Origin of the sequence: Corynebacterium casei LMG S-19264, from assembly GCF_000550785.1 — a bacterium.
GTDB classification, from domain to species: Bacteria; Actinomycetota; Actinomycetes; order Mycobacteriales; family Mycobacteriaceae; genus Corynebacterium; species Corynebacterium casei.
On record NZ_CP004350.1, the window covers coordinates 972,348 to 992,926 of the forward strand.

20 protein-coding genes and 1 tRNA gene are annotated in these 20,579 nt (G+C 51.4%); 15 read left to right on the forward strand and 6 right to left on the reverse strand.

Translation table 11 applies throughout. The features are described 5' to 3' along the window. The first annotated feature begins 76 nt into the window (after positions 1-76). The 4 genes from CCASEI_RS04605 (at position 77) to CCASEI_RS04620 (ending at position 3,264) form a co-directional block, all read left to right on the forward strand. On the forward strand, positions 77-1,474 hold the full coding sequence (locus CCASEI_RS04605; RefSeq protein WP_006822372.1) for a TrkH family potassium uptake protein: 1,398 nt from the start codon (positions 77-79) through the stop codon (positions 1,472-1,474). Then, positions 1,467-2,150: a potassium channel family protein gene (locus CCASEI_RS04610; RefSeq protein ID WP_006822373.1), complete on the forward strand. Its 684-nt coding sequence runs from the start codon at positions 1,467-1,469 to the stop codon at positions 2,148-2,150. The genes CCASEI_RS04605 and CCASEI_RS04610 overlap by 8 nt, the downstream gene beginning before the upstream one ends. Positions 2,151-2,248: 98 nt before the next feature. Beyond that, a complete protein-coding gene (locus tag CCASEI_RS04615; RefSeq protein ID WP_025387274.1) occupies positions 2,249-2,761 on the forward strand; it encodes a hypothetical protein in 513 nt (170 codons plus the stop codon). Positions 2,762-2,772: 11 nt separating this feature from the next. Further along, positions 2,773-3,264 carry a hypothetical protein gene (locus tag CCASEI_RS04620; protein WP_025387275.1) on the forward strand — a complete coding sequence of 164 codons (492 nt, stop codon included), beginning with the start codon at positions 2,773-2,775 and terminating at the stop codon, positions 3,262-3,264. A 29-nt stretch (positions 3,265-3,293) separates the two neighbouring features. Here CCASEI_RS04620 and CCASEI_RS04625 read toward each other — a convergent pair whose 3' ends face one another. Further along, on the reverse strand, positions 3,294-5,297 hold the full coding sequence (locus CCASEI_RS04625) for a TPM domain-containing protein (RefSeq protein WP_025387276.1): 2,004 nt from the start codon (positions 5,295-5,297) through the stop codon (positions 3,294-3,296). 159 nt (positions 5,298-5,456) lie between these two features. On the opposite strand from CCASEI_RS04625, the gene CCASEI_RS04630 reads away from it, so the two are divergent. The 5 genes from CCASEI_RS04630 (at position 5,457) to CCASEI_RS04640 (ending at position 9,060) form a co-directional block, all read left to right on the forward strand. After that, on the forward strand, positions 5,457-6,860 hold the full coding sequence (locus CCASEI_RS04630; protein WP_025387277.1) for an SIR2 family protein: 1,404 nt from the start codon (positions 5,457-5,459) through the stop codon (positions 6,858-6,860). 29 nt (positions 6,861-6,889) lie between these two features. Continuing rightward, positions 6,890-7,054 carry a hypothetical protein gene (locus tag CCASEI_RS15000; RefSeq protein WP_155894818.1) on the forward strand — a complete coding sequence of 55 codons (165 nt, stop codon included), beginning with the start codon at positions 6,890-6,892 and terminating at the stop codon, positions 7,052-7,054. Positions 7,055-7,159: 105 nt separating this feature from the next. Continuing rightward, on the forward strand, positions 7,160-7,474 hold the full coding sequence (locus tag CCASEI_RS15425) for a YdcF family protein (RefSeq protein WP_051461186.1): 315 nt from the start codon (positions 7,160-7,162) through the stop codon (positions 7,472-7,474). A gap of 17 nt (positions 7,475-7,491) precedes the next feature. Beyond that, on the forward strand, positions 7,492-7,788 hold the full coding sequence (locus CCASEI_RS15430) for a hypothetical protein (RefSeq protein WP_225868443.1): 297 nt from the start codon (positions 7,492-7,494) through the stop codon (positions 7,786-7,788). Positions 7,789-7,794: 6 nt separating this feature from the next. Beyond that, positions 7,795-9,060: a deoxyguanosinetriphosphate triphosphohydrolase gene (locus tag CCASEI_RS04640; RefSeq protein WP_025387278.1), complete on the forward strand. Its 1,266-nt coding sequence runs from the start codon at positions 7,795-7,797 to the stop codon at positions 9,058-9,060. Positions 9,061-9,119: 59 nt separating this feature from the next. Here the strand turns inward: CCASEI_RS04640 and CCASEI_RS04645 are convergent, their stop codons facing one another. Together CCASEI_RS04645 and CCASEI_RS04650 are read right to left on the reverse strand one after the other, a co-directional pair. Beyond that, a complete protein-coding gene (locus CCASEI_RS04645; RefSeq protein WP_025387279.1) occupies positions 9,120-9,365 on the reverse strand; it encodes a hypothetical protein in 246 nt (81 codons plus the stop codon). Then, on the reverse strand, positions 9,355-9,858 hold the full coding sequence (locus tag CCASEI_RS04650) for a ribonuclease domain-containing protein (protein WP_025387280.1): 504 nt from the start codon (positions 9,856-9,858) through the stop codon (positions 9,355-9,357). Before CCASEI_RS04650 ends, CCASEI_RS04645 begins: the two co-directional genes overlap by 11 nt. Positions 9,859-9,958: 100 nt before the next feature. On the opposite strand from CCASEI_RS04650, the gene dnaG reads away from it, so the two are divergent. Next, a complete protein-coding gene (gene dnaG, locus CCASEI_RS04655) occupies positions 9,959-11,878 on the forward strand; it encodes a DNA primase (protein WP_025387281.1) in 1,920 nt (639 codons plus the stop codon). 32 nt (positions 11,879-11,910) lie between these two features. Here the strand turns inward: dnaG and CCASEI_RS04660 are convergent, their stop codons facing one another. Then, complete coding sequence (locus CCASEI_RS04660) at positions 11,911-12,180, reverse strand: hypothetical protein (protein WP_025387282.1); 270 nt, start codon at positions 12,178-12,180, stop codon at positions 11,911-11,913. 598 nt (positions 12,181-12,778) lie between these two features. Between CCASEI_RS04660 and wecB the strand changes: the two genes are divergently transcribed. Then, positions 12,779-13,984 (forward strand): non-hydrolyzing UDP-N-acetylglucosamine 2-epimerase, encoded by a 1,206-nt coding sequence (gene wecB, locus CCASEI_RS04665; protein WP_025387283.1) that lies wholly within the window; start codon positions 12,779-12,781, stop codon positions 13,982-13,984. A gap of 259 nt (positions 13,985-14,243) precedes the next feature. Here the strand turns inward: wecB and CCASEI_RS04670 are convergent. Beyond that, positions 14,244-14,316: transfer RNA gene (locus tag CCASEI_RS04670), tRNA-Asn, on the reverse strand. A gap of 528 nt (positions 14,317-14,844) precedes the next feature. Between CCASEI_RS04670 and CCASEI_RS04675 the strand changes: the two genes are divergently transcribed. Together CCASEI_RS04675 and CCASEI_RS04680 are read left to right on the forward strand one after the other, a co-directional pair. Continuing rightward, positions 14,845-15,876, forward strand: coding sequence for a glycosyltransferase (locus CCASEI_RS04675; protein ID WP_404825289.1), 1,032 nt, complete (start codon positions 14,845-14,847; stop codon positions 15,874-15,876). Between the two features lie 14 nt (positions 15,877-15,890). Continuing rightward, positions 15,891-17,408 (forward strand): glycosyltransferase family 4 protein, encoded by a 1,518-nt coding sequence (locus CCASEI_RS04680; RefSeq protein ID WP_025387285.1) that lies wholly within the window; start codon positions 15,891-15,893, stop codon positions 17,406-17,408. A 127-nt stretch (positions 17,409-17,535) separates the two neighbouring features. On the opposite strand, the gene CCASEI_RS04685 is transcribed toward CCASEI_RS04680, so the two are convergent. Further along, positions 17,536-18,453 carry a hypothetical protein gene (locus CCASEI_RS04685; protein WP_025387286.1) on the reverse strand — a complete coding sequence of 306 codons (918 nt, stop codon included), beginning with the start codon at positions 18,451-18,453 and terminating at the stop codon, positions 17,536-17,538. Between the two features lie 331 nt (positions 18,454-18,784). Between CCASEI_RS04685 and CCASEI_RS04690 the strand changes: the two genes are divergently transcribed. Both CCASEI_RS04690 and CCASEI_RS04695 read left to right on the forward strand, forming a co-directional pair. Next, positions 18,785-19,678: an ABC transporter permease gene (locus CCASEI_RS04690; RefSeq protein ID WP_025387287.1), complete on the forward strand. Its 894-nt coding sequence runs from the start codon at positions 18,785-18,787 to the stop codon at positions 19,676-19,678. Beyond that, on the forward strand, positions 19,662-20,546 hold the full coding sequence (locus CCASEI_RS04695) for an ABC transporter ATP-binding protein (protein ID WP_025387288.1): 885 nt from the start codon (positions 19,662-19,664) through the stop codon (positions 20,544-20,546). The genes CCASEI_RS04690 and CCASEI_RS04695 overlap by 17 nt, the downstream gene beginning before the upstream one ends. The last annotated feature ends 33 nt before the right edge of the window (positions 20,547-20,579 follow it).

The window sequence follows — 20,579 nt, forward strand, 5'->3', positions numbered from 1 at the left end:
TGTCATGCGTGGGCTATGATGTTTATCTCATCTACTGGAATAACTGCTTGGCGGTGATGGTGCTAGCATCATCCCGATGGAAACTAGATTCGATCTCGATGAAAGGCCGCGAAGACGCAGTCTTTTCACAAGACTTACTCCGGCTCAGGCCGTTGCCCTGGGGTTTCTTGGTGTCATAGCGATTGGCACTGTGGTGCTTTGCTTGCCGATATCCACCACCAGCGGTGAACCCACAGACCTCTTACCCGCCATGTTCACCGTGACATCGGCAGTGACGGTGACCGGACTGGCGGTCGTGGATACGGGCACACACTGGAGCGGACTGGGACAAGCAACAGTGCTTACTCTCATCCAAATCGGTGGCTTTGGAATCATGAGCGTGAGTTCTCTCGCGGGCATGCTGTTGACCGGTCGTATCGGTCTGCGCTCACGGCGGTACAACCAGGCCGAAAATAGGACGCTTGGAACTGGCGATGTAGCGCGTACAGTGATCGCGGCACTGGCAATCACCGTCATTTGCGAGTTCGTTGTGGCGCTGGTGACAGCAATTAGATTCGCCACCTTTTACGACATGCCAGCATTGCGTGCAGCGTGGGAAGGTCTTTTCCACGCGATTTCGGCATTTAATAATGCAGGGTTCGGGCTGCGCAGCGACAGTTTGGTGCCCTATGTCGGCGACGGTTGGATTATTCTTCCCTTGGCTTGTGCCTTGATTATCGGCGGTCTTGGTTACCCAGTAGTTGCAGAGATGTGGGATAAGCTCCGCTTTCGGTTGACTCACGGCAATCTTGGCCATCCGCGAAAATTCTCAGTATCCACCAAAATAACCCTCGTTGGTACTGCAATGCTCATCGCTGCGGGCGTCCTTGTGGTGGGAGCGTTGGAATGGAATAACACTCTGGCCGGACAGCCGCTAGGAACGAAGCTGCTTGGTGCATTCTTCCAAGGTGTTACACCGCGTACCGCCGGATTCAACTCAGTGGATTTTGGCGAGGTGCAGCCGGTGACGCTCATGGCCACCGGCTTGCTCATGTTTATCGGTGGTGGTTCGGCAGGTACTGCCGGTGGCATCAAGATAACCACCGCAGCAGTACTTCTCGCAGCGATTATCGCTGAGATTCGCGGACATAACCATGTAACAATTGCGCACCGAACCATTAACTCGTCTGTTGTCCGTCAGGCACTCACGGTTGCTTCTATCAGCGTGGTTCTAGTGGTGTCGTGCGTCGTGATCATTCGGCTTCTAGAGCCAGGCTTTAGCGGTGAGGCAATCACCTTTGAAGTGATTTCAGCTTTTGCTACCGTGGGACTTTCCACAGGTATCACTGCAGATCTCAGCGCACCTAGCCAAATAGTGCTGTGCTTTTTGATGTACATTGGCCGAATTGGTCCGGTAACACTAGTCGTTGCGCTGGCGGCGCAGCACTCAGCCCGGCGTTTTGAATACCCAGAGGAAAGGCCCTTCATTGGCTAACGCGCTTGGCCGCATTCGCGGTCGAATTGAAATCTCTCCAGTTGTAGTGCTGGGATTGGGCCGCTTTGGTGCATCCCTCGCTGAGGAACTCACATGGCATGGTGCGGAGGTGCTGGGCATGGATTCTGATGCCCGCCCGGTTCAGGAATGCTCCGGCTTTCTCACTGATTCTGCTATTGGTGATACGACAGACCGTGAAACTCTCATTCAGTTTGGTGTTCATGAGGTTGAAAGAGTTGTTCTGGGAATTGGGTCGGACCTGGAATCTTCAATCCTCACGGCTTCGAATTTGGTGGACTTGGGCGTGAAGAATATTTGGGCGAAAGCCGATTCTGATGCACACGCCAAGATTCTGACTCAGATTGGTGTGCACCAAGTTGTGCGACCAGAACGTGACACGGGTAGGCGCGTAGCTCACTTGCTCAATGGCCGTTTCAGTGATTTTGCGCAGTTCGATGAAGACTACGGAATGATCAAACTCTCCCCACCGAATAAGCTTGTTGGCAAGGCGGTTGAACTGGAACGGCTGTGGGCGAAGTTCAATGTCCGAGCAATTTCTGTGAAAAGCGAGGGTAGTACGTGGATGCCGTGGAAAGCAGGCCATGTCTTGGCCGCAAGTGACCAAGTCATTATCGCGGGTGCACCGGAAGACCTCGAAAGATTCGCCAACTGTTAGCCCAGCGCCAGCTTCGTCTGCGTTGTTTTAAAGAGATTGCCCACTTCCATGTGAAATGACTACCGTTGGAAGCAGCAAGCGCATTAGACTGTGTAATCATGAAATACACCAGCTGGGACCGCAGTGACCGTGGCAATCCGAAACTTCTCAAAGAAGATGGACCGGAGACCCTAGGCACTTTCTCTTCGGGCTCAGCTGATATTGACGGCGATTTCTGGCGCTTGAGCGTGGATCAGAAGCTGGGTGCTTCTGCTACTACCGCTGATGATCGCGTCTTTCGCATTACCGGTAATCTGGCGCGTGATAAAAAGCTGGATGTCTCGCTTGATGGCCGCACGTTTACCGTGACCAATGAGCAGTCCAATGACTGGATCATTGATGATGTCAATGACAACTTTGTGGCGCAGTTTAGCGGCAAAAACAATGGCGTGCGCGCGAGTAATTTGGAATTTATGCACGAGGGCAAGGTGGAGCTTTCCACTGAGGAAATTGTGGCTTTGTCCTGGTTCGCGCGTTTAATTCTGGAAAATAAGTTAAAGACTTCTTCGGTTGCGATGATTGCAACCTTGGCGTTGGCTTCTGCGGTCGCGGTGGTTGCTTTCCTACTTTAAGCTTATGAGCTGTGGCCGATAAAGCAGGAATTTTTAATACCCATATTGATCTCAGTGGAGAAGTGTGGCGTTGGAAAGACAACGTTCTTCGAGACTCGAGTGATCATGTTCTAGCTCATGTGCGCGCGGACGTTATTTCTGTGGCGCGGCAAAATCTACTCATTGAGCACAACATCGGTGCGCCTCGCTTTCGGCTGCGCGCAACCTCATCCAAGGGCAATCTGTACACGATGGGGCAGATGTCTTTTACCGTCAACATTCTCACCGCGGACTGTGACCACAAGCGCTACAAGCTGCAGAGGGTCAATCCTTTTCGCCGAGAGCGCCTGATCTCCCACGACCAGGGCCCGGTCCTACGCACCCGCCCGCGTGGTGATGGCTCGGTGACGGTGACAGCAGCATCTGCCACGGCCGAAGAGATTCCATTCTTCGACGCCATCTTCCTTTCTTATGGCTGCGTGCTCATTGATGGGCCGGGCATTCAGAAGAACATTGAAATTTAGCGGTCACGTGACACGTGACCGCCTATAAGCTAGAAGGAACCACCACGGAAGCCGCCGCCACCGCCTCCTCCGAAGCCACCGCCGCCGAAGCCGCCACCAAATCCGCCGCCGCCACTGCGGCCACCGCCACCGAGGACTTGGCCGATGACCATGCCGGTGATGACATTGCCCGCCACGTTGGATGCTTGGCGGCGCTGCTGCTGGCGGCGGTAGTTGTTGTAGTCATCGCGTGCACGGTCAGCAGCAATTTTGGCGGCGTTGGTGGACTGCCGCGCGTAATCGAGTGCGGCGCGGATATCGCGGTCTCGGGAGTTCAGCGCCTGGGCGTGCAAGTGCTTGGCATCAGCTAAAGCGGTACGCGCGCCGGAGCCCACAATGCGGCCGCGGGAAGAAATAACATCCTCGGCTGCCTGGATTTGTGTGCCGGCGGATTGAATCTGCTTGGCAAACATCTCCAGCTGGCGCGCGTGCGTGGAGGTCTGCTCACGCACGGTGTCTAGTTGCTCATCTAGTTCCGTATCGATGGTGATAAGCGCCGTGTGCTGGCCCAGTGGGTCCATAGAACCTTCAGCTTTGGCAGCATCAACGGCTTGCTGCGCGCGGGCAACAACCTCATCTAAAGCTGCCCAGTCAGCATCAGTGCCTTGGGAACGTCCCTGCTGCTTAATCTGGCCAGCCTCTTGGATTTCGCCTTCAACTTCTTCGATGAGAGCGGGCAGCCCAGCCTTGGCTTCGGAGATATTCGTGCGGGCATTTTCTACACCGGCCAGATTGCGGTCGGAGACTTCCAAAGCGTGCTCAGCATCGCGAATGTGCGCCACCAGTCCGCCCTGCTGTCCAGCTGGACGGGCTTCAATCTCACGCGCTGCGGACAAAGACTTCTCCGCTTCATCCAGGGAAGCGGATGCAATCTGCACGTTGTCATCAACAGACTGCAGCATCTCCTCATTGAACTCCGCCCGCAAGGCGGCCAGAGTTTCCTCAGCCTTCGGCAAACGCGCCCGCACGTCGATGGTGCGCTGGGTTAGTTCATCCAGCTTGGAGGAAGCATTAATCAACAGGTTGCGCATCTCCGCGAACTCAGCGGCTTGGGAATCCAGGGCATCATCGGCCTGGCCACAAGAAGAGATGATTTCCACCAGCATCTCACGGCGCTGCTCCGGGGATTCCGGAATGGAGTCATCGAGGCGCTGGCGAATGCCAAAGGCCTTTTGCAGCGTGGTGGTGGATTGGTTCATCGCGCGGGTAAAGGAGCGGGTGCGCTCCGGACCGAACTCAGCCATGGCGATGTCTAGTTCTTCCTTGCCACGGCGAATGGACTCATCGGTGCTCACCAGCTCCTCATGTGCCAATGCATCGAGAGTCTCCAAGTCCAAGGAGTTAAGACGACGGATATCAGTTGGCTCAATCTCGCGGGCATCTTCTAACACCGCAGCGGATTCCTTCTTGGAGCGCTTACGGGTGTACATCCAGATCCCGCCGCCGGCAACAGCCACGGCGCCGCCGGCACCAGCCAGCCAAGCACCGCTGGCGCCAGAGCCACTAGCACTACCTGATCCCAAGGCAGCATCAACCAGTGCGTTGGCTGAGCCCGCCCAGTCATCAGTAGCTAAAGGACCATAGGCCGCGTCATACATCTCATCCAACTTGCCCTGCGGCCATTGGTCACCGGTCTGCACGCCCATCTGGCATTGCTCGGTGTTCACAACATAGGCCGCGGAGTTCGGGCCCTTTTCATCTACGAGCGCGCCGGCATATTCCTCAGCGCTCATGCCGTCCATGTCGGTGGTAAACACCACGTGGATCATCAGCTGCTCTTCTTGCTGCAGCTGCGTGATTTTCTCAGTGATCTCTGATTCCTCAGCGTCGCTCAACACATCAGCGGAGTCAGTAACGCGGTCGGAGATTGCACTCGGTGCTTGGGCTACATAATCCACGGTGGCTGCCACCGCGGGCGCCGCAGCCGCACCACCTAGGGCTGTGGCAAAGAGACCGGTACACAGGATATGGCCAATACGCACTCGCTTGTTCATAAACGCCAATCCTACCGATGTGTTTTAGAGCTCGCGCGATGCAGGATAAAACTGGGATGCGAAAATTGGAGCAGGGGTTAACCGGGAACTTCGTCAACTGAAGTTGGAACATTAAAGGTTAAGCACCGGCTTACTAGTTTTCGTGGCAATATAAATCTTATGAGCGCCCCTGATATAACTGCCGAGACAATGGGACAATTTCGTGACTCTGGGGTGGAGAAGCATTCGACGATTTTGCTTGGGGCGGGTGCTTCAATAACTTCTGGCCTTCCTAGCTGGGACGACTTCGCAATCAGGCTTTTGGTGAGTAGCGGGTCTGTCGATGAAGACTCGGCTGAGCTCCTGCTAAAACGCCAAGATCCAATAATTGCGGTAGAAGCAGCAAGGACAGGCGGCGAACTCGAATGGGGCCAACAGCTTCGTGACGCGCTATATACGGGCGTGAAACCTCTTAATTCACTGAGCCCTTCACCGCTACACCTAGCGGCAGTCGGTCATTATCTTGAACGGCAAGACAGTAGTAGCCTTGTCACACTCAACTTCGACGTGCTTCTGGAGTCAGTGCTGGAAATTGAGACGGACGGTGAGCCTAATTCGGTAACAAATAGCGCCGAGCGTATAGGTCAACATTCTGTCCATCACCTTCATGGCATTATCACTCCTGACAGAACTGAAGACGTAGTGCTCACACTTAATGATTTCACCACCTTAATTGAGCAACAAGATTCGTGGCAGGTGAATTTTCTAAATTCTGCAGTTTCTAAGGGGTCACTAATAATCGCAGGTACGTCTTATCGTGATCCCGATCTCCGTCAATGGTTACACGCAGCGCTCAAGAACAACCCGAAGAATCACAAAGCCTTTGTTTTGCTTGCGAGGGAAGGCTTCGATGTATCGAAAACGGGATTCGAAAAGTTAGAGCGGGCATTGAGCAACCAATGGAGTGCAATAGGTCTTCACCCTGTTCTTATGCAAGACCATACGGACGCAGCCCAGATTATTCGGGAGCTCGATTATGTAAAGCGGGATGACTACATCTCGCCCCAAGAACGGTGCAGACTCATTTGGGAAGCACACGTGAGGAACTTTGACGAGCTACAAGCCCAGTATGTTCATGAGCTTTCAAAGAACACCGAAATGCTCAAGCAGGTTTTTAACGTTGAGAAACTAGACTTAACAATTTGGCTATCCAATGGAGATGGGGGACTTGTCAGGTGGGCATCTCAAGATAGAACGTATCGAACTCTAGACGCCTTGAGAGTCGTTCAGACTGGCCATGATAGTCCCTGGATAGCTGGGCAGGCGTTGGCAAAGGACGACCAGGTTGTAAGGGATTTAACGCAACATCCGACTCGCCGGTGGAAATCGGTGGTTGCGTTTCCATTGCCAGTGGCCCATCCTCAACTGCCTATGGTTTCAAGTGCAGTAATTACGGTGGGACTTCCCATAGAACAGCAAGGGTATGAAGGGGACTCAGAGATTTGGGCTGATGTCGTGGGCGAAATTGCCAACGAATGGGCTTTTCGTCTTTATAAGAGTGTTTATTCGGATGATGAGGCGTAGGCTTAGTGGTAATCAAAGGAGGCAAAACCATGACTGAGAAAAAGCAAGCCCGCTATTTCCAACAGATCGGTGAAGACGTTTATCGCGTCTCCGGAGCAGTTCGTCGTAGTGCCGTAACTGGGCGATATGTGACTAAAGGTTCCGCTGCCCGTAGCTTAAAGAAGAAGCCTTCCGTCTCCTCTGGTAATAACTAACCAGAAGTACAAGAAGTCGGCGTGAGTGCTCACAATGGTGAGCTCACGCCGACTCGTTCGTTTTAGCCCACACCTGCAGCGCCGCAGCACGTACTCTGGATTTCTATGGATATGGCAATCGTGGTCTTGGGTGCTTCGCAATATGATGGCCGGGCATCAAAGGTGCTTGCGGCGCGGTTGGATGAGTCGATAGCCACCGCAGCCGAACACTCGGCCAAGGATGTGCAGTTCTTTACCTTGGGTGCGAATATGCCGGGGGATAGGTTTACAGAGGCCCAGGTGGCTAGGACGTATCTCGTTGACCGCGGCATCACCGAGTCGCAGGTGCATGAGGTGCCGGAGGGTAATGACACGGTCGGTTCGTTGGAGGCAGTGTTGCAAGAGCACGCAGTGCTTTTCGGTACCCCTCGTATCTCATAACCGACCCACTCCACACGGTGCGCGCGAAGTTGATTGCAAAGCAGCTGGGGTGGAGCCCAACGGTCAAGGGTGCGCGCAACTGCCCGTATTGCTTCCCACAAAAAGAATGGTGGGGTGGACTTGCCCATGAGGCCGGTGGGCTCGTGGTGGCCGAGCTGACCGGACTGTTCGGAAAGAAAGCGGGGGAGAAAATTCGCGGATGGCTGTATAACGTGGAGGCGATTATTCGCCCGCGGTTTAAAACGCGCCACGGTTTGATTCGGAAAAACTCGTCGGACAGTGCAAACACCAGCAGGGATAACGGCATAGAATAAGAGCCAATGTATTCCTATAACGCTGCTGATACCGCCCGGATTTTTGATGAGTCCCCGAAGGGCTCTACTTTTGTGTCTTCGGAAGTAGACCAAAGAGGCGCGTTCTCTCGTGACCGTGCGCGTGTCCTGCACTCGGCAGCGCTGCGCCGGCTAGCAGATAAAACTCAAGTGGTGGGCCCACAAGATGGTGATACCCCGCGCACGCGTCTGACACACTCGCTAGAAGTCGCGCAGATCGCCCGCGGCATTGGTGAGGGATTGGGCCTTAACGCCGACCTGTGTGAGATGGCCGGGCTTACTCACGATATTGGGCATCCACCTTATGGCCACAATGGTGAAAACGCGCTCAATGATGTCGCTACTGAATGCGGTGGCTTTGAAGGCAACGCGCAGACCTTGCGCATCCTCACCCGCTTGGAGCCGAAAATCATCAATGACAACGGTGAGTCAATGGGTTTGAATCTTACCCGCGCGGCTCTTGATGCCGCCTGTAAGTACCCAAAGGCCAAGACCAACGCGGATGGCTCTATTAACCGTAAGTACGGTGCTTATGATGAGGACGCGCATCTCCTCACCTGGCTGCGTGAGGGCCACGATGATGACCGTCCCTCCATGGAGGCACAAGCCATGGACTGGTCTGATGACATCGCCTATTCCGTCCATGACGTGGAAGATGGCATTGTCTCCGGGCGTATCTCCCTCAACGTGCTGTGGGACTTAGTGGAACTGGCCAACCTGGCAGATAAGGGCGCGAAGGCTTTTGGTGGAACAGCAGAAGAGCTTCTCGATGCCGCCGATTCCCTCCGCCAACTACCCATCGTCTCTCACCACAAGTTTGACTACACCTTAAAAAGCTACGTTGAACTTAAGAAGATGACCTCCGAACTAGTCGGCCGCTACGTCGGCGCAACCGTCGCCGCCACCAAAGAATCCGGGGCGACACTCGGCCGCCAACACGGCCACCTCATCGTCCCACCCGCCGCGGAAGCCGAAGTGCGCCTGTTAAAAACCATCGCGGTTCTCTACGTCATGGATACGCCTGCGCATCTACGCCGCCAGGACCGCCAACGCGAACGCGTGTACCGCGTCTTCGACTACCTCACCGCCGGCGCGCCGGGCACCCTCGATGCCATGTTTCGCATGTGGTGGGAGCAAGCCGAAACCCCCGCTGAGCGCCAACGCGTTATCATCGACCAAATCGCTTCAATGACCGAATCCCGCCTCGAACGCGTAGCCCGTGCGTCGGCGGAGTTTTCGGGATACCTCGGGTAGTCCTCGGTAACACCTAATTGCCCAAAGATCATTTAAATCATAAGGAATTTACCGTGAAATTATCGAAATAATTTCACGCCGATATCGGACAAAACAGTGATGATGGCGGTCGCATCCGCTTCATTCATGCCCCAATTAGCGCAGGTGATGCGGTCAATGCCGGCGTCAACTAGGAAGTCTGCGAGCGCATCTAGATTGCGCGGGCTGGGAACGTCAGAGTCACAACGTACCTTGTCCATCGCGTGGAAGAAGTCTTCGCGGTTGTGGATGCAATCCGTAATGAGAACTCGGCGCTTATTCGGCATCAGGGATCTCACAGAAGGATTCGTAATGGTCATCGGTGTAGTACCACACTTCAGGGTCGGTTTCGGAGCCACCGCCGGTGACAATACGGCGTGCGCCGCGATGGTCTAAGCCTGGGGTTTCAACGGTGTATTCGCGGTAGAAATCAGAAGAATGATCAGGTAAAACGCCTTCATAATTTCCAAAATGGCGATTGTCATTTTCTGGGTAGTCATATGGGCCACCGGCAACAATATCGTCGCGAGTCTCATGTGCCTCATCAGGCAAAGTGGAGATTGCGCACGTATCAGAATCCGAGGAAATTGCTTTGCCTTCAGCGGACGCGGCAGAGCTTTCTGAACTAGAAGAATTTGAGTCCCCAGAACCGCCGGAGGTTAAGTCAATGCCGAAATATCCGGCGACCAGAACCACTACAGCGCCACCAATAATTGCAGGAAGTGATTTCTTGCGTGGTGCTGAATTACCTGATGCGGATTCCTCAGATGATCGTGCCATAGCCACCATTGTTGCAGTTGCGCGACTTAATAACGAAATAAGGCTGTCTTAATAATCAGCCAACTGCTTCGATTTTGTGTTACACGGTAATGTTCTGTGTATGGCAAAAGGCAGAATTCCGGAGAGCGATATTCAAGCGATCCGTGAACGCGCGCCTATTGAGGAAATCGTGGGCGAATATGTCCAGCTCAAGCCAGCTGGCTATGACAGTCTGAAAGGACTGTCACCTTTTAAGGAAGAGAAGACCCCGTCTTTTCACGTTCGTCCACAACGTGGTTACTATCACTGTTTTTCCACAGGTAATGGCGGCGATGTATTCAAGTTCCTCATGGAAATGGAACAGGTTTCCTTTCCTGAGGCAGTGGAGTCGGTTGCACAAACAATTGGTTACCACATCAATTATCAGGGCGGCACTACTGGTGCTCGTGATGAAAAGCCTGGTACGCGTCAGCGTCTAGTGGCGGCGAACAAGGCTGCTCATGAGTTCTACCGCCAGCAGTTAGAGACCCCGGATGCAGCGACAGCGCGCAACTTCCTGCTGGATCGCGGCTTTAGCAAGGAGATTATCTACAAGTTTGAGTGCGGTTATGCGCCTTCGGGGTGGGATACCACTACTAAGCATTTGCTGCGCAAGGGTTTTAGCTTCGAGGAGCTAGAAGCTGCTGGAATTTCCAAGATGGGCAAGCGTGGTCCTATCGATCGCTTCCATCGTCGTCTGTTGTGGCCGATTAAGGACTTGAGCGGCAACGTTATTGGCTTTGGCGCCCGTAAGCTTTTTGATGACGACAAGCTCGGCAAGTACATGAACACCCCTGAAACCATGCTGTACAACAAGTCCAAGGTGCTCTTTGGTCTGGACTTGGCTAAGCGTGAGATTGCTTCGCAGCGCCAGGCAGTAGTGGTGGAGGGCTACACCGATGTTATGGCTATGTACGCGGCTGGTGTAACCACCGCGGTGGCATCTTGTGGCACCGCATTCGGTGGTCCGCACCTTCAGGTGCTGCGCCGGTTGATGTTGGATGATTCCTACTTTAACGGTGAGCTCATCTATACCTTCGATGGTGATGAAGCAGGGCAGAAGGCCGCTATGCGTGCCTTTGAAGGTGAGCAGAAGTTCACCGGCCAATCTTTCGTGGCAGTCGCACCTGAAGGAATGGATCCATGTGATCTGCGCCTGGAGCGCGGTGACGCCGCAGTCCGTGACCTAATTGCAGACCGTATCCCGATGTTTGAGTTCGTAATTCAGTCGGTTCTATCTGAATACCGCGTCGACACCGCTGAAGGACGCCTACAGGCGCTGCGCCGCGCTGTCCCAGTAGTGGCTCAGATTCGCGATGAACCATTACAGCGCGAGTACGCCCGCCGCCTTGCTGGCTGGGTGGGATGGCCTGACCCGGATGAGGTTTTACAGCAAGTACTTGCTGAGACCCACAAGCCGAAGAAGCAAGAACAACGCCGCACCATTTTGTCTGATTCCAAGACGAATCAAGCGCCGGCAACGGCAGCGCCAATGATTCGCCCGCCATCACCGCGGGAGACGCACCTGTGGCCACAACGTGAGGCTCTCAAGGTGGCTCTGCAATTCCCAGGTGTTGCCGGTGCTTACTTCGATGGCGTTGATGAGGAAGCCTTTACCAATGAGGCTTACCGCGTTGTCCGCAATGCAATTATCACCGCAGGCGGTGCTACCAAGGGTGCTCAGCAGCCAACGGTGGAATGGATCGCGAATGTTGCCGGCGAAATGCTTGATCTCACCGGTCGTAACTTTGTATCTGAATTAGCAGTAGAAGAGATTCTGCCAACGGGTTCCTCGATGGAGGATTATGCCGATATGGTGCTCTCTCGCCTGCAGGAATCGCAGGTGGGAAACCATATCGCGGAACTTAAAGCTCGCTTGGGTCGCATGCGCCCATCCGAAGATGAAGCCACCTACAACTCGCTATTCGCCGATCTCGTGGCACTCGAGCAAGCCCGCCGTGAGCTCAACAACCGAGCATTCCGCGGACCAGGCGCTTCCTAATTTTGCACGAGGACTAAAGCCCTAAGAGGTGTTCAGTCCTCGTCTACTTCATAGATACGATCAGGGCCATTGTCCTGGTCGTTCTTGTTTTTCTTACCGCGGTTCAGGTCTTTAATCTCGCGCATGCGTGGATCTGGGTCTAGCCGATTAGCGATGGTCTTACGCGTAGCGTCGACCGCCTTTTTAGTGACGGGGGAGTTGATTGTCTTTTCGTAAGCATTCTTAATCTGGTGAAAACGCTTCCGGCCGGCCTTCGTGCCAAGTACGTAACCTGCAGCGGCACCGACTACGAATTGAAACATTATTGCTGTCTACTCCCTGTACATTCTGCGGATATGCGGATTTATCTTGTCCTAGCCTACCGATTTCTTTCATCCGATGAAGGTGTCACCCTTAATTAAACATCCGTTACTTTAATGCGCACCTGCACCACATGGGGGACTCTAACAGGGGTAGGGCGAAATAATTCTGTTCCGGACTCTTCCCAGGGTGGTAGATCCTCCGATAGTTTTAGATGCGTGGAGTTTGAATCCTTGTTGCCTCAGGCAACCTCAGCCGCGCTTGCTACGGCCGCCCTGTTTGTAGCTAGTCACGCCATGGATCAAACCCAGCGAACTCCTAATTATTCTGAGAACATTTCCGCTCAACCAGAACAAAAACCTCAGTAACTAGTCGGTTTCTCCAAGCAATAACTCAGCACAAACCTCATACGGAATTTCTGGTACTTGTTGAGAAACCGAGCTTCTTGAAAATTGCCGTCAAGAGAAAAACTCATCTGCCTTGTAGGATTACGAGAGAACTCTGCAAATTCGAAATAAAGGTTTGGAAGTCTCGAGCAGTTCTCTACGGGAACACGTGGTTGAATAGTTTTAATTTCCAAATTGATTAGTGAGGAGAAAAATGAGCAAGCCGAAGATTATGACGGTGTACGGTACCCGTCCAGAGGCTATCAAGGTTGCCCCTGTCATTAAGGCGCTTGAGGCTGACGATCGCTTTGAGTCGATTGCAGTATCTACTGGTCAGCATAAGGAAATGCTGGAGCAGGTAAATACCATGTTTGGTATCAAGCCAGCTTACGACTTGGGGCTTATGAAGCCGGGGCAGGGGCTTAATGAAATTGTCTCTCGCGCAATTGCAGGACTTGATGAAATCATTGCTGAAGTTGAGCCTGACGTAGTCATCTCTCAAGGTGACACTTCAACTGCTATGGCTGCTGCAATGGCTGGTTTCCACCGTGGGATAAAGATTGTTCACCTTGAGGCCGGTCTGCGCACAGGAGATATTTTCTCCCCATTCCCGGAAGAAGCTAACCGAAAGATCATCGGCCAGGTCGCCTCCCTCCATCTTGCTCCGACGGAGGGCTCACTAGAGAATCTTCGGATGGAAAACTTCCGTTCCAAGGACATCGTGGTCACAGGTAACACCGTTATTGACGCACTTTTGGAAGCAGCAAGTTGGGATACCACCTTCGCGCATCCAAAGCTTCAGGAAGCTGCCGCATCGGATAAGCGCATGGTAGTTGTTACTACTCACCGCCGTGAGAACCTCGATGCGATGAAGGAAATCGGAGGCGCAGTTCAAGATCTTGCAACTGAGTACCCTGATATAAACTTCGCGCTTCCATTGCATTTGAACCCTGCTGTGCGCCAAGCAGTGTTGCCCGAGGTTGAGAGCCTTGAGAACGTAATCATTACAGACCCACTTCCATATGATCAGTTCACGAAGCTTCAGGGTCGAGCAACCATCATTCTGACCGACTCGGGCGGAGTTCAGGAAGAGGCACCATCCTTGGGTAAGCCGGTTTTGGTTATGCGCCAGAACACCGAACGTCCGGAGGCAGTAGTCGCTGGCACTGTGAAGTTGGTCGGAACCAACCGCTCCCTAATCGTTGCGGAAGCCAAGCTACTTTTGGACGATGAGGCTGCTTTTGAAGCAATGGCTAATGCAGTTAACCCATACGGTGACGGCAAGGGCGCGGAGCGCTCAGTAGCGGCTATTGGCGCGCTATTAGGTCTGGGGGAACGCGCTGAAAATTTTTCGCCGGGAACCGGGGCTGAAGAGGAGCGCATCCCACGGTTCGATGAAGTTGTCAATGATGGAAACTAGCAATTAGTTTTGTAGGATGAATTTAGCCCTAGTGACATGGATGAGTTAGATGACGAAATGCGGTGCGGTTTCGTCGTTTGGCGTCAGGGATCCTGGAACGTTGCTAGGGTTTAGTCGTTGTCCGGTTAAGGGGGCGAGGAGCCTTAGAGCCGATAGCACTTTTGGAATATAGCCCCTAAGGTCCCAGCCGAGATCCAAGATATCGACGAACAAAAAATCACCTCGTCATCTATTGAAATGATGATGAGGTGAATATTTGCTCCTCCAACTGGGCTCGAACCAGTGACCCTTCGATTAACAGTCGAATGCTCTGCCAACTGAGCTATGGAGGAATGTGTTGTTTGAGCTGAAGTTCATCCGCTCTCTGCAACGAGAATTAACTATATAAGAGCTAAGGTGAATTGGGCAAATCGCCTAGTGGACAAGGCTTTTGGGGCTGAATAGGCTTGTCAATATCCGGCTCGAAGGATCGTTACGACTGTAGTGCTGTTTAACAGTTGGATTTAGGGTTAAGCGCACCTATAGACTTCTAAAGTGATATCTTTAGAAAATATTGTCTTGCGGGAATAGAAATGTGAGGGAGCTAGTCAGTGAAGATACTGATCATTTCGCAGTACTGGGCTCCAGAAAACGGCGTTCCGCAAAGGCGGTGGTCCTGGCTCACAGGAATTCTTGAGGAGCAAGGACACTTAGTGACGGTAATTGCTCCTCCGCCTCACTACAATCGAAGTCCTAGTCTGGGAGAGTGGTGGAAGTCCGGTTCATTTCGGGCTCGGACGGAGCATGAGACTATTAATCATGCGGAGACGGTTGTGCGCACGGGGTTTTTCCCGGCTGGGAGGTCACTAACCCAGAGGATCTTGAATCAAGCTGCCGTTGCAGCAGCAGCACTCTGGGTAATTGGCAAAAAGCCCGGCGTGCTGCGCAATTACCAACCGGACTTAATAATTGGTTCGGTTCCTGCGCTTCCTACATCTGTGGTCACTTACATCGCTTCGAAGCGGTTCAAAGCACCCTACGTAATAGATCTCCGAGATGCTTGGCCCGACTTGATTAGCGAACATGAACGATGGAATTCAGGCTTGGGAGATCCGTCGTTTCGAGAAAAGGTTCTCTCAAGAGGTCCAGTGCAAGTGCTTGGTTTTGTAACTAAATGGGCCATGAACTACAGCCTCCGAGAGTCTGACGGTTTGATTGTGACCTCATCACTCCTTGGCAAAGCGTTGAAGGAGCGGTTCGATGAACAGCAAAAGTCCGTAGACAAGCCAATTTCTGTTATTCGAAACGTATTTCCACCTGAAATTAATCAACGAGTATCCGAACATGAGGAGCGCTCGGCTGATTGTTTAAATGTGTTGTATGCGGGAACGCTTGGGCGTGCCCAGAATTTGACGAACGCTATTCGCGCTGTTGCGAGAACAGGAGAAGGCGGCTATCAGGTCAATCTCCGGTTTGTCGGTGCGGGCGCAGCACGTCAAGAACTAGTGCGCCTTGCAAAAGATTTGAATGTGAAAGTTGAATTCAGCTCTAAGCTTGCTGCGGATGAATTGGCTGAGCAGTATAAATGGGCTGATACTGCCTTAGTGCATTTAACTGATTGGCCCGCTCTTGAACAGGCAGTGCCTTCAAAGACTTACGAACTGATGAATTTAGGTATCCATATCAGCGCTGTCGCTTCAGGTGAGACTATGGAATTGATAGAGGCACTCGAGGCTGGACATGTCGTTGCCCCTGAATCACCTGAGGCACTTGCACAACTTTGGATGAAATTAATTGATGAGCCTCGGTTGTTGGATGTTTCAACTGTTGGCGCAAAATGGGTTGCTGAAGAGCGCGTGAATGTGGCACCTCGTGAGTTTTTGCGGATGATCGATAACTTCGAAACTGATTGATGATTTATAGTCGAATGAAATCCTACATTCAACGTGCTTCTTTGGCGGCGAGTCTATTCGGAACTCATCTCTTAGAAGATCCCAATGATCTTTTTGTAAAAGTTAGTCAGAAGCTCCGTATCTTCGGCATACCAGTTCGAACCTTGCGCCTACCTACGCCGAGCCAATACGGTGAAGACTTATACGAACAAGGGCAGCTGACGCTAAGCGCGGAAATATTCGAGCAAAGCGGTATTCGTGGAATGGCCAGAGCCCGAAAGATCCGACGACAGCTTGCTGAACTGGACTTGCCGATTTTGAAGAGTCGACCGCTAGATAGCAGCTGTAATTCCAAAAATGTGCTCTTCTATTTGACGAATTCGAAGCCTTATACGCAATCGGGATATACCGAGCGTAGCCATTTTGTGCTGAAATCTTTGCATAAGCATGGTGTTAATGTATGCGCAGTTACTAGGCTTGGGTACCCCATAGTTGTCGGTGAATTTCCTATTAAGAGCAACCTGATCCTTGATGGTATTGAATACCGGCAAATGCTGCCAGCACTGTTTCCTCGAAACAAGGATCAGCAGATCGAATTAGCCGTCAAAATGCTTGTGGAAGAGGCTCGAAGATTTGATGCGGGGATATTGCACACGACGACTGACTTTAAGAACGCCATTATCGTTTCTCGTGCAGCTCGTATACTTGGGATTCCTTGGGTCTATGAAACGAGGGGGGAGCTCCAAAAGACTTGGCTTTCCAAGAGAAATCCAGGATCTCAGGCAATCGCTAAAGAGTCGGAATACTATGTTATAGCTGAAAGCAAAGAGCTTGAGGCAATGCAAAATGCATGTGCTCTGATCCAGCTGAGTGACGTTTCGAAAGGAAATGCAGTAAGTCAAGGAATAGAAGAAGACAAGATCCGAATTATTCCAAATGCTGTATCAAGTTCGGAGCTCGGCCGTGTGTTCAACAAGGCTGACATTCGCCAAGAACTTGGACTGAGTGAGAATAAAGTCATCGTTGGTTCGATTACGTCTGTGGTCCAGTACGAAGGCTTAGATGACCTGATTAGAGCAATTGAGCTTTTGCCGGATGTTCATTGCATCATTGTGGGTGAAGGCGAAACCAAATTGAGGTTAGAAGCTTTGGTAGATGAACTGAGTCTGGGAAAACAGGTGCGGTTTGTTGGCAAACAACCGGCTTCAACAATTTGGAAGTGGTATGCTGCCCTCGATGTTTTTGTGATTCCACGTAAAGATCAAGAGGTATGCCGTACCGTCACACCAATCAAAACATTAATGGCACAAGCTAACGGCGTACCGGTCGTCGCATCCGATCTTCCCGCTCTTCGCGAAGTAACGGGGAACAATGCAGTCTACTTCCGGCCTGAAAATCCTCAGGAACTAGCAGGAGCTATACGCGATGTTTTAAATTTGGATCCAACTAAGATTAAAACGTTGACGGACAAAGCTAGGGAATGGGTTCGTGCAAGAACCTGGGAATCGAATGCAGAAAAGTTGATGGAGCTATATAGCTCTCGAGGAATCTGACTCCAGATTTGGCAACCGCTCAATCAAGGAAATAGATAGTACTCACTCCCACGGGTTCGTCCTTATAGTTCAGAATGTTTCTTGACGTCACTTGAGTTAGGGGCCGTGGGAATTGAGCTCCAAATATTTACCATGTATTTAGGTGTGCGTAGCGTTTAGCGAGGTTAGAGTCTCTTGAGTTTAGTACCGTTGGAGTAAACCCAGCATTAATGATTGCATCTTCTCGGGATTTGCCGGATGACAGGCATGAGACTATATGGCGTAGTCGTGCGCCTTGTGGGACTACGTGGCCTGGTCGGATCCATTCAACTTTGGTGAATAGACGGGGGTCGTTTTGCAAGTCAGTCGCGAATGGAAGTAGCTGATGATTTAGAAAATTCTTGTCACCTAAATTTTGGTATATACAGAGGTCAAACGGAAGAGATTTCTTGTAAAGATTGGATAGTTTACCGGGAAGGAACTCTTTGCCAGCAGCATCCTCCATTGAAGCATCGCTGTTGTGTGCAGCTGCGAGGTATTTGTCGATTGCTGCCGCCGGACGTGCACCCAGATCAAGACGAGGATTAACACCAAATACTATTGAATCTGGGAAAAACTGTCCGTACAGCACGGCTGCGTATCCACCACCGGATGCTCCAAACAATATTGTGCGCTTGGTTTTTACGGAAGATAATGCGTGCTGTATCAGCGGTGCAAGAACTGGCGGAAGTTTCCCAGTCTCTTGGTTCCCCAAATACCAAGTCACGGTTAGATCAACATCGCCCATTGCGAGCGTTGGGTCCGAAACAGCAACCAAATTTATGCCAGTAGATTTCGTTAGACTATGCCCCAGCAATACTGGGACCGTAGTAATGCGGCTGGGGACAGCAGCATTGAAATTAACGAGCGTGACTTCAGAACTACGATTTTCGACATATATGTCAATGAACTGTTGCCCGATACGGATAGAATGCACACCTGATTGCAATTCACTTGAAAGAAAGTCTTGCGGGCTTGGGTACTCGAACTGAGTTGGCCACTTGCTCAAGTCGCGTTGTCTTTTCATAGCCCCAAGATTAGTCGAATTTCACTGCCTGCCGTAATCTGGGAACTTCCACTGAGGAATGCTTTGGGTCCGAACGGTTCTACGTTGGATTACGTCACCTTGGTCAAAACCATTTGGATTCCTTGTTCTTCAATTAGCTTATTGTGAGACGGCATTTTAGATTTAACTGTGATTGTCGGTGCGCAATGCGCATGGATGAGCAAGTTTTTTATCTTCCGACTACGCTAATTAGGATTGAAGAGTTCGTACGGTGTGGTCAGTGATAGCGTTAATCAAGGGAGCGTAATGAGTTCAGCTGAAGCTAGTGAAGCGGTGCGCAAAGGGACATACAGTGAGTTCAGATAACGAATCAACGGAAGTACGAACACGCCCGGTTAATATTGAGATCGTTGACGACAGCGAGCTTGTTCGATTACAAGCACGGCCTGCGCTAGTTAGTTACATACTTTCGTTGTGGAATTTTCGTCATTTTATTTGGGAAGATACCAAGTCAAAGTCGTTTTCCTCGGGTAAAGGAACTTATCTTGGTCAGGCCTGGATCCTTCTGGAGCCAATCCTCCAAGTTAGTGTCTATGTAATTGTATTTGGGTTGATTTTGAAAGTAGACCGAGGAATGGATAATTTCGTCGGTTTCCTTTTGATCGGTGTGATCTTTTTCGGATTCTTCTCATCAGGAATTACATCAGGTGGAAAACTGATTCAACGATCTCGTAATTTGATCAAGTCCTTCACTTTCCCGAAGGTAACACTCGCTGTTTCAGTTGTGTTGAGGCAAATGATCGACCACATTGTTCCAGCCGTAATCGCTGTCACTGGTGCGTTGCTTTTTCAATGGGGGGAACCAGTAAGTTTCGCTCTATTGGGTGTAATTCCACTCTTCCTGTTGGCGCATCTTTTCGCGTTTGGCTGTATTTGCTTCGCTGCGCGAGCCACTGCCTTCGTGCCAGATTTGGCAAAGGTTCTAAGTCTTGTAACGCGCGCTCTCTTTTTCACTTCAGGAGTATTCTTCTCAATCTCGAGATTCGATTCGCATCCCGCTCTTACAAAATTCGTAGAAATCAATCCGATTTACCAGTTCCTTCAAGCGACACGATCATGCGTGCTCGAAGGTGTATTCCCATCCGTAGGTGTGTGGCTATACCTATTGGCCTGGTCCGTAATCTTAGTAATATTCGGATTCGTGTACTTCTGGCAGGCGGAGGAACGTTATGTTGCAGTCCGATAAAGTCACAGTTGTCGTCCGAAAGGTTTCGAAGTCTTATGACGTTCCTAAAAAGGGAAAATCAAACCTTAGTTTCAAGCAAGACAAATTCGAAGCCCTTCGAGACATATCGTTCATCGCGAAATCGGGTGAGTGTATTGGGATCCTAGGAAAGAATGGCTCGGGTAAGTCGACCCTTTTGAGTATCATTGCGGGAAATGAAGAGGCAACGAACGGGATGGTTCGTGTGTCTGCCCAGCCGACACTACTTGGAGTTTCCGCGGCTCTACAGTCGCATTTGACCGGAAGAGCTAATATTCGGCTGGGTCTCTTGGCAATGGGGCTTTCTCCGAAGGAGGTGAAATCGTTAATCGAGCCAGTGATTGAATGGGCAGAGCTGACGGATGCTGCAGACCGAGCTATGGAAACCTATTCGTCCGGTATGAAGTCTCGATTGAAGTTTGCGATCGCCACCGCAGTTAATCGTGAAATATTGATGGTTGACGAAGCACTATCAACTGGTGATGCAACGTTTGCTGATAAAGCAAGAGAACGAATGAAAACTTTCCTAAACGATGCCGGGACTGTTTTTATCGTTTCGCATTCAGCGTCTACTATCCAAAAGCACTGTTCACGAGTGATCTGGATCCATGAGGGGCAAGTTATTGCAGATGGCACGACGAAGAGAGTACTTCGGAAATACAATCTGTGGACCAAACGTACAGCAGCCAAAAATCTTGAAGGTGCTGACATGGTGATTCAGAATGCCATTAATAGGTACTCTCAACCTAAAATTTACTTAGAATCAGAGTTTGCTAAGTTTCAAATAGAATCTGAACGTTTTCGGTCCGAGTATCGGCGTAAAGAAGGTAAACACCGCCGTGATTCGTAAGTTTCGTTCAAAATCAGGAATCAGAGGACAAGA

Bases quoted from the DNA above. Each gene is read 5' to 3' on its own strand.
- dnaG (WP_025387281.1), top strand. From the start codon at position 9,959: ATGGCAAAAGGCAGAATTCCGGAGAGCGATATTCAAGCGATCCGTGAA.
- CCASEI_RS15425 (WP_051461186.1), top strand. From the start codon at position 7,160: ATGGATATGGCAATCGTGGTCTTGGGTGCTTCGCAATATGATGGCCGG.
- CCASEI_RS04630 (WP_025387277.1), top strand. From the start codon at position 5,457: ATGAGCGCCCCTGATATAACTGCCGAGACAATGGGACAATTTCGTGAC.
- CCASEI_RS04680 (WP_025387285.1), top strand. From the start codon at position 15,891: ATGAAATCCTACATTCAACGTGCTTCTTTGGCGGCGAGTCTATTCGGA.
- CCASEI_RS04660 (WP_025387282.1), bottom strand. From the start codon at position 12,180: ATGTTTCAATTCGTAGTCGGTGCCGCTGCAGGTTACGTACTTGGCACG.
- CCASEI_RS15000 (WP_155894818.1), top strand. From the start codon at position 6,890: ATGACTGAGAAAAAGCAAGCCCGCTATTTCCAACAGATCGGTGAAGAC.
- CCASEI_RS04685 (WP_025387286.1), bottom strand. From the start codon at position 18,453: ATGAAAAGACAACGCGACTTGAGCAAGTGGCCAACTCAGTTCGAGTAC.
- CCASEI_RS04645 (WP_025387279.1), bottom strand. From the start codon at position 9,365: ATGCCGAATAAGCGCCGAGTTCTCATTACGGATTGCATCCACAACCGC.
- wecB (WP_025387283.1), top strand. From the start codon at position 12,779: ATGAGCAAGCCGAAGATTATGACGGTGTACGGTACCCGTCCAGAGGCT.
- CCASEI_RS04650 (WP_025387280.1), bottom strand. From the start codon at position 9,858: ATGGCACGATCATCTGAGGAATCCGCATCAGGTAATTCAGCACCACGC.
- CCASEI_RS04695 (WP_025387288.1), top strand. From the start codon at position 19,662: ATGTTGCAGTCCGATAAAGTCACAGTTGTCGTCCGAAAGGTTTCGAAG.
- CCASEI_RS04615 (WP_025387274.1), top strand. From the start codon at position 2,249: ATGAAATACACCAGCTGGGACCGCAGTGACCGTGGCAATCCGAAACTT.
- CCASEI_RS04640 (WP_025387278.1), top strand. From the start codon at position 7,795: ATGTATTCCTATAACGCTGCTGATACCGCCCGGATTTTTGATGAGTCC.
- CCASEI_RS04625 (WP_025387276.1), bottom strand. From the start codon at position 5,297: ATGAACAAGCGAGTGCGTATTGGCCATATCCTGTGTACCGGTCTCTTT.
- CCASEI_RS04605 (WP_006822372.1), top strand. From the start codon at position 77: ATGGAAACTAGATTCGATCTCGATGAAAGGCCGCGAAGACGCAGTCTT.